The organism is Bacillus sp. 05T31 (genome assembly GCF_056396725.1).
In genome coordinates, this window is sequence record NZ_JBFTMA010000124.1 from 1 (window position 1) to 8,928 (window position 8,928).

Genomic DNA, 8,928 nt, shown 5'->3' on the forward strand with positions numbered 1-8,928 from the left:
AACTTATACAGTTTTATTAGAAAATATAGGAAACACAACTGCTACTAATATCACTTTTACAGATCCGATTCCAAATAATACAGTATTTATAGAAGATAGCGTTCGAGTAGGTGGGGTTTTATTACCTGGAGTAAATCCGGCGAATGGGATACCAATTGGGGATATTATTGCAGGAGATTTTATAAACGTCACCTTCCGTGTGCAAGTAGTTAGCATCCCAAATCCTATTTTTACAATCGGACCTGGAGGACCAAACTCACCCGTTGTAAACGGAGCTTCTATTAATTATCAATTTATGACAGGACCTAATTTACCACTTGTTTCACGAAGTACAACATCTAATCCGGTTTCAACACAAATAAATTCCGGAGAAATTTTGGCAGTTAAATCTGTAGATAAAACTTTTGCAAAGATCGGGGATACACTTTCCTATACAATTTCATTAAGCAACCCTGGAAATGTCACTTCACAAAATATAATTTTCACGGATATTTTGCCTGATGGAACGACATTTATATCTGGTACTCTTGTAAATGATTCTGGTGCTCAGCAAATTGGAAATCCTGGGAACGGAATACAGATTGGAAATATAAACCCAAGCGGAATGGCCGTTATTACTATTAACGCACTTGTTACAAACATTCCAAGTATAAATCCAATCTCTAATTCTAGTTCTGTACAATTTCAGCATATTGTCGATCCAAGTCAACCAGTTATAACTCAAACCGCTTCATCTAATACCGTTACTACGACAATAAATAGCGCAATATTAGCTACCTCAAAAAGTGCTGATAAATCYATWRTTTCWGTYGGWGATACRATTACGTATACMACTACTATTACAAATACRGGRAATACWGCAGCAACGAATATWACWTTCACAAGCGCTATTCCAGCCAACACTACATTTATACCAAATTCGGTCACAATCAATGGTATGCAGCAACTTGGTGCACGGCCAGCACTTGGAGTCAATATACCCAATATCGCTCCTGGCGCAACAGTAACCGTTACTTTCCAAGTAACTGTTATTTCTGTTCCCCCTTCAAGTTCAATTATGGATAACGATACAATTTTATACTCTTATACCGTTGATCCAAGCGCAGCTCCTGTTACTACTTCTACTTCAACGAACATCGTTACAAACCCTGTACTAGATGCTATGATAACGATGATTAAATCAGTTGATCAAACACTTGTAACACTAGGTGATACTATTACCTATACGACACTTTTAACGAATAGTGGGAATACAAATGCTACGAATATTACGTTCACTGACCTTATTCCAGACGGTACAACGTTCGTTTCGGATAGTGTCACAATAAATGGCATCACACAACTTGGTCTTTATCCTAATACAGGTATTACAATTGGATCAATTGCTCCTAACAGCTCAATAGCAATAGCATTTCAAGTTACCGCTACTTCCACCCCTGTTCAAAATCCCATTGCCAACTCCGCTACTGCTTCTTACACATTTATCGCTGATCCAAATGCACCAATTGTTTCAAGAAATGTTACTTCAAACACAACGTTTACTACAATTAATACAGCTACCATTCTTTCATCAAAGCAAGTTGATAAAGCATTTAGCCATATCGGAGACACACTCACTTATACTGTCACTTTAACAAACAATGGAAATTTCTCCGCACAAAATGTTATATTCACAGATACCGTGCCGAGCGGAACTACTTTTATTGCAAACTCATTTTCTATTAACGGGGTTTCTCAAAGTGGTGCGGACCCATCGAACGGTGTAAATATTGGGCCTATAACAGCTGGGTCTACAGTAACTGTTTCATTCCAAGTAAACGTGGCGTCATTACCAACCGAAAACCCAATTGTAAATTTCTCATCAACATCGTATCAATTAGTCTCACCGCCTGATGCAGAAACTTCAATTAGTAATCCTGTTTCAACACAAATTAGAGAAGCTATATTATCTATGACGAAAAATGAAAGTCTATCCTTTGCAGATGTCGGGCAAACTGCTTTTTACACTACTTCTATTGCCAATGTAGGCAATACGGATGCAACTAATATTGTATTCACAGATGTATTACCAAGTGGACTCACATTTGTTCCTAACACATTAACTGTCGATGGCATTTTACAACCTAATGCGGATCCAAATACAGGTGTATTACTTGCAGCACTTCCACCAAATGAAATATATAGTATCGTCTTTCAAGTTACAGTGAACAGCATTCCACCTATTAATCCAGCACCGAATACAGCATCAACGACATATGAGTTTACTGTTGATCCAGGTAATCCGCCGGTATCGAATACAGCTAGCTCCAACACTACACTTCTTMAAATAAACAACGCAMATATTATTAGYACAAAAACAGCAAATCTTACTTTTGCGGATGTTGGTAATACAATAACATTTACACTTAACCTTCCTAATACCGGGAATGTGGCTGCTACTGATGTTACCGTTATCGATATACTTGATAGCAATTTAAGTTTCGTTCCAAACAGTTTCACAGTTAATGGGCAAACCATTCCAAATGCTGATTTATCTACTGGTGTAAATATTGGCTCAATTAATGGTGGTACTGCGGCAATCGTCACATTCCAAGCAACTGTTACTACACTTCCAACACTTAATCCAATTTCTAATTCTGCTTCTACCACATATCATTATGCCGTTGATCCTAGCCAGTCAGCTATTACAACTTCTAATCAATCTAATACGACGACAACACAAATTAATAGCGCCATCCTTACTGCACAAAAAAATACAAATGTATCTACGGTAGATATCGGGCAGGATATTGTCTACACCGTTACAATTACAAATAGCGGAAATGTTAGTGCGACGAGTGTTATTTTTACCGACCTAATTCCAGACGGAACTTCCTTTGAACCGAATAGTTTTACACTTAACGGAACTACCATCCCAAATGCAGACCTAATTACAGGCGTTCCAATTGGTGATATCGCGCCAAACCAGTCTGTCATCGTAACATTTCATATTAGTGCCGATGAAATTCCGCCTATAAATCCAATTACCAATCAAGCTAGCGTTAGCTTCCAGCATATCGTTAATCCGGCTAATCCACCTGTTTCAAAAAATATTACTTCTAATAGCGTTACAACAAAAATTGAAAGTGCTATTTTAAACACTATTAAAATAGGAGATAAAGCTTTTGCAACGATCGGTGATACGATTACGTATACAACCACTRTTACGAATACAGGAAATATCTCTGCTAACAACGTTGTTTTCTCAGACCCTATACCGACATGGACACAATTTGTTGCAGGATCAGTCRTTGTTGATGGCACTYCATTACCATCCGCTTCTATTATTAGCGGTGTTGGCATAAATACGATAACTCCAAATCAAATCGTAACAATTATGTTCCAAGTCCAAATAATAAGCAATCCAACAACCTTCACACCTGAACTCCAAAACTTAGGATTTGTTAACTTCCAATATAACGTAGGCAATTCATTACAGACTCAGCCTGGCAATGCGGAAACGAACGTCTTCGTTACTTCTATTAATTCAGCAATACTTTCAGCTGTAAAAACTGCTAATACAGCCTTTGCAAATATCGGAGACACAATCACTTATACAGTTTTGATTCAAAATAGTGGAAATACAAACGCTACGAATGTAAATTTCTCAGATCTTATTCCAGCTGGAACGACCTTTGTTGAAAATAGTTTTGCTGTAAATGGAAGTATCATTCCAGGGGCAAATCCAAATAACGGAGTTAATATCGGAACCGTTAGCGCGGGTAGTACCTTAACTGTTACTTTTCAAGTCATAGTTACATCTACTCCACCTTCAAACCCAATTACAAACGTTGCATCTATTCAATTCACATTCATTGTTGACCCGGCAGCTCCTCCTGTTACAAGCACAATAAATTCTAATGGCGCTTCAACACAAATTAATAACGCTACCGTTACTACTGTTTTASAAGCAAATCGAWCAATCGTATCYATCGGAGATRTAATTACGTATACAGCAACATTAACAAATACCGGAAACTTCCCTGCAAATTCTGTATTGCTCATAAACGGAGTTCCTGTAGGTGCAKTATTCGTTCCAAATAGCGTTACGTTAAATGGAATTTCGCTTCCAAATACAAGTCCAATTCTCGGTATTCCAGTTGGTATTATCGCACCAGGTGATTCTGCTACTATTACGTTCCAATTTCTTGCAAGTTCTATTCCACCGCAAGGAGCGATTATAAATCAAGCACTTACAAGTTACACTTATATTGTCGATCCAAATCAACCTCCAGTTACAGCAACATCCTCATCTAATACGGTTAATACAGCTGTCGTTGATGCATCGTTATCCGCAATTAAAAATACAGATTCTCTCGTACAATCTACCGACGGTACAATCACTTACACAGTAGTCGTTCAAAATAACGGAAATACTACTGCAAATACAGTTACTTTAACAGATTTGGTCCCAGAAGGAACTGCATTTATTCCGAATAGCGTGACCATTAATGGCGTTTCAGTTCCAGGTGCCGATCCAAATGTAGGGATACCATTAAACTCCATCGCGCCGTCAGAAATCGTCACCGTCACATTCCAAGTTATCGTTCAATCCATTCCAAACGTAAATCCAATTTCTAATATAGCCCGTATTGACTATACTTTTATCGCCGATCCAACTGCTCCTATCATCTCTCGAACAATTACGTCTAATCCAGCTTTCACACAAATTTCGGATGCGAATATTCTTTCTTTAAAAGCAGTCAATGCACAACAAGCAACAACAGGTGATATTTTGACTTATACGATAACGCTAGAAAATACCGGAAATATTCCAGCTACTAATCTCATATTTTCAGATACTATTCCAGAAGGGACTACATTCGTAGAAAATAGTTTTACACTTAATGGAACAGCTATACTTGGTGCMAATCCAAATGTAGGGGTTGCTTTGCCTAACCTAGTAGCAAACGCTACTCACCTTATTTCGTTCCAAATTCTTATTAACGATTCATTCTCGCAAGAATCGATTACAAATCAATCTAATACAACATATACAATTCAACTAGACCCAGGACAACCGCCTATTACTGAAACATCTACAAGTAATATCGTCATTACAAATTTCGTGCAAGCACAATTGACAGTTACAAAAACGTCCAATCCAATAACTGTGGATATTGGCGGAACTATACTTTATATTTCTGAAGTGAAAAATATCGGCAATGTTGACGCAATAAATATTATTTTTACAGATTCTATTCCAGCTGGGACTACATTCGTTYCCGATAGTGTCACAATTAACGGTGTCCTGCARCCAGGTGTAAATCCAGAAAACGGAATRCCAMTTGGAACRATTCCAGCAAACAGTTCCAAAACRATACTATTTCAAGTGCAAACAAACAATCCACCTACTGAAACCGAAATTGTAAATCAATCTTCTGCAAATTACCAATATGTAAGTATTCCTACAGCTCCACCGGTGAATCGCTCTGCAAATTCTAACATTGTTACAACATCACTTCAAAATGCAAATATTATTTCTGTTAAAAGCGCGGATGTAACTTTCGTATCAATTGGGCAAATTATTACCTACACAAATACACTACAAAATATAGGAACCATTCCAGCTAACAATACCGTGTTTATTGATAACATTCCAGAAGGTACTATATTCATTGAAGATAGCTTATCAATAAATAATGTGATTCAGCCTGGCACGAATCCTGAAAACGGAGTAACTCTCAGCACGATACAACCAAATGAAACAGTCACTATTTCATTCCAAGTACAACTTACAAATATACCGTCCGGCAATAAAGTCATTAATATTTCAGACACTTCGTACGAATACCAAATTGACCCTAGCTCTCCGATTATTCAGCGTAGATCGTTATCAAATGCAGTAAACACGGAAGTGCGGACGGCAAATGTTAGTGCAATTAAATCCGCCAATAGATCCATTACACGTATCGGTCAAATCATCACATATACAGTCGCCGTTACAAACGCTGGTACAGTACCTATTACAAATACTCTCCTAATTGACGCAATTGCTGCTGGCACCACATTCGTTCCAACTAGCATCCTTGTAGATGGCATACCAAGACCTAACGAAAATCCAATTACCGGTATCAATCTTGGTATTACCCTTCCAAATAATACCATTATTGTTACGTTCCAAGTAACTGTAGTCTCTATACCTGCACAAAATACTATTAATAATATCGCTGTTATACACTATGAATATCAACCGGAACAAAGYGCACCACCAATTTCAGAAACGACCTCTTCCAATACTACAAATATACAATTTATTGATGTGATTCTTATCGCTACAAAATCCGCTAATAAAGTATTAGCTAATATTGATGACACCATTGAATATACAGTATTCATTCAAAATAACGGATCTACTACAACTAACTCCATCTTTTTTACAGATACTATAGAAGATGGAACAGTATTTATTCCGGGAAGTGTAACAGTTAACAACACTGTACTTCCTGCAGCAGATCCGAATATCGGCTTTTTCATTCCTAATATTGCGTCAGGGCAAGCGACTACAATAACGTTCCAAGTTTCCGTTACGAATTTACCAACTTTAAATCCAACGCCTAATACTGCAAAYATCGTCTACGACTTTATTTTCAATCCTGACTTTGCACCAATTCAAAAATCTACTACTTCYAATACTACTTTCGTCCAAATTAATGAYGCYGATATCGTTTCACTGAAAACTGTTAATTCGACTTCTGTAACGATTGGCGACATTTTAACTTATACAACAACTTTAACGAATATAGGAAATACAGATGCTACTGCTGTTGTATTTACAGACAACATACCTGATGGAACAACCTTTATAGACGGTAGCGTTTTAGTAAATAATATTCCTCAGCTTAACGCGAATCCAAGTACTGGTATACTTGTAGGAACGATTGCACCTAACGTTTCTATCCCAGTCACGTTTTCCGTTACTGTGTTAGCTCTTCCAGCTAGCGGTCGTATTCAAAATCAATCCACTTCTCGTTATACAATTAATGGTGAAGAACAAATATCGACTAGTAATATTACCTTCACTGAAGTTATTTCTGCTAATGTAATTGCAACAAAAACAACGCCTATCCAATATGCTGGCCTACAAACTATCATCCCTTACACAATTTCCATCACAAACAATGGGAATATACAAGTAGAAAACATTATCGTTACTGATATCATCCCAGCAAATACGAGCTTTATAGAGAACAGTGTTATTGTGAATGGCACCGCTCGTCCAAATGACAATCCACTTAGCGGTATACAAATTGATAACATTCCGCCTAATACGACAGCAACTATTCTATTCCAAGTCCGGGTTACTTCCATTCCGCAAACAAATCCAATCTCTAACACGAGTACAATTGAATATGAATACACGGTACCAGATAGGCCACCTATTACCGAAACTATTATTTCATCAGCTGCCGTAACAGAAATTCATCACGTGAATTTAAATAGCAATAAAACTGTTGACCTTGCATTTGCAACGGTCGGTGATACGTTAACGTATACGATTACACTAAATCAAACTGGTAATGTTTCAGCAGATGATGTAGTCATTCAAGATATTATTCCTCAAGGTACTACGTTTATAGAAAATAGTGTCATTGTAAACGGAGAAACTGTTCCGGGAGTTAATCCAGTAAGCGGCATACCAATTGGTACTATAATTGTAGGTGGAGATGCCATCGCTTCATTCCAAGTAACTGTAACTTCTATTCCAACACCAAATGAACTCAACAACAAAGCAATTACTACCTTTAACTATATAGTCAACCCGAATAACTTACCTGTTACAAATACGACTACAACAAATACTGTCACAACAACTGTCCAAAATGATAATGTTGTTGCCATAAAATCTGTTAATGCCACGAATGCATTACCTAGTCAAACTTTAACGTATACAATTACAATTACTAATAGCGGTAATGTAACGATTGAAGACCTTCTTGCCATAGACACCGTACCAGTAGATACAATTTTCATTACTGGCAGTGTTACGATTAACGGGATCAATCAGCCKAATGCGAATCCYGAAAATGGTATTMCATTAGGAAACCTTGCYCCTAATGAATCTGYTRTCATTACKTTCCAAGTAACARTATCTTCTTCGACTCTTCAAMCTRCWATCAATAACGACGCTTCTGTTTCCTATACTGTTACCATTGATCCGAATGAACCACCTATTACAATTACAAAGCAAACAAATACCGTTACAACAACGATCGTTGATCCAATGGTGCGCATTGAGAAAAACGCTGACAAATCTTCTGTCGTTATAGGAGATATTATTACATTCACATTAGAGGTATTTAATCATTCCCCAATTCCTACAGTAAGTACTTCCGTTTTAGATATGATTCCAGCTGGTACAACATTTATAGAAAACAGTGTAACAATTAACGGTACTCCGGTTCCAAATATTCGACCAGACACTGGTATTAACATTGGTTCCTTATCGGCAGATGGAGTAGCAACGATAACATTTAAAGCTCTCGTATCTTCTATTCCTTCAAACAGTACAATTATCAATTCCGCAACAGTTACAGCTGCTTTCCAATTGACACCACAGGATCCGATTATTACTTTCATCGTTAATTCGAATATTGTTCGTATACCAGTTCAATTTATAACGGCAGCAGTGATAAAAAATGCTTCCGTCAGCTCTGCTTATTTAAACCAATATTTTGATTATACAGTGCGTATTACGAATACTTCCGAGATTTCACTTTCAAATATTTCATTACAAGACACCATTCCAGCAGGTTTACAATTTATGAACGGTACGGTCTTCATTAATGGGGAACGCTCTCCACTAGCGAATCCGAATATCGGTTTCCTAGTCGCTACTAATTTGGAACCGAACGAAACAATTATCGTGTTATTCACAGTACAAGTGAT

Annotated in this window: 1 pseudogene; it reads left to right on the forward strand. The window is 37.3% G+C overall.

The features are described 5' to 3' along the window. Positions 1-8,928: pseudogene (locus AC1DJR_RS10555) on the forward strand (cell surface protein); the annotation flags it as partial.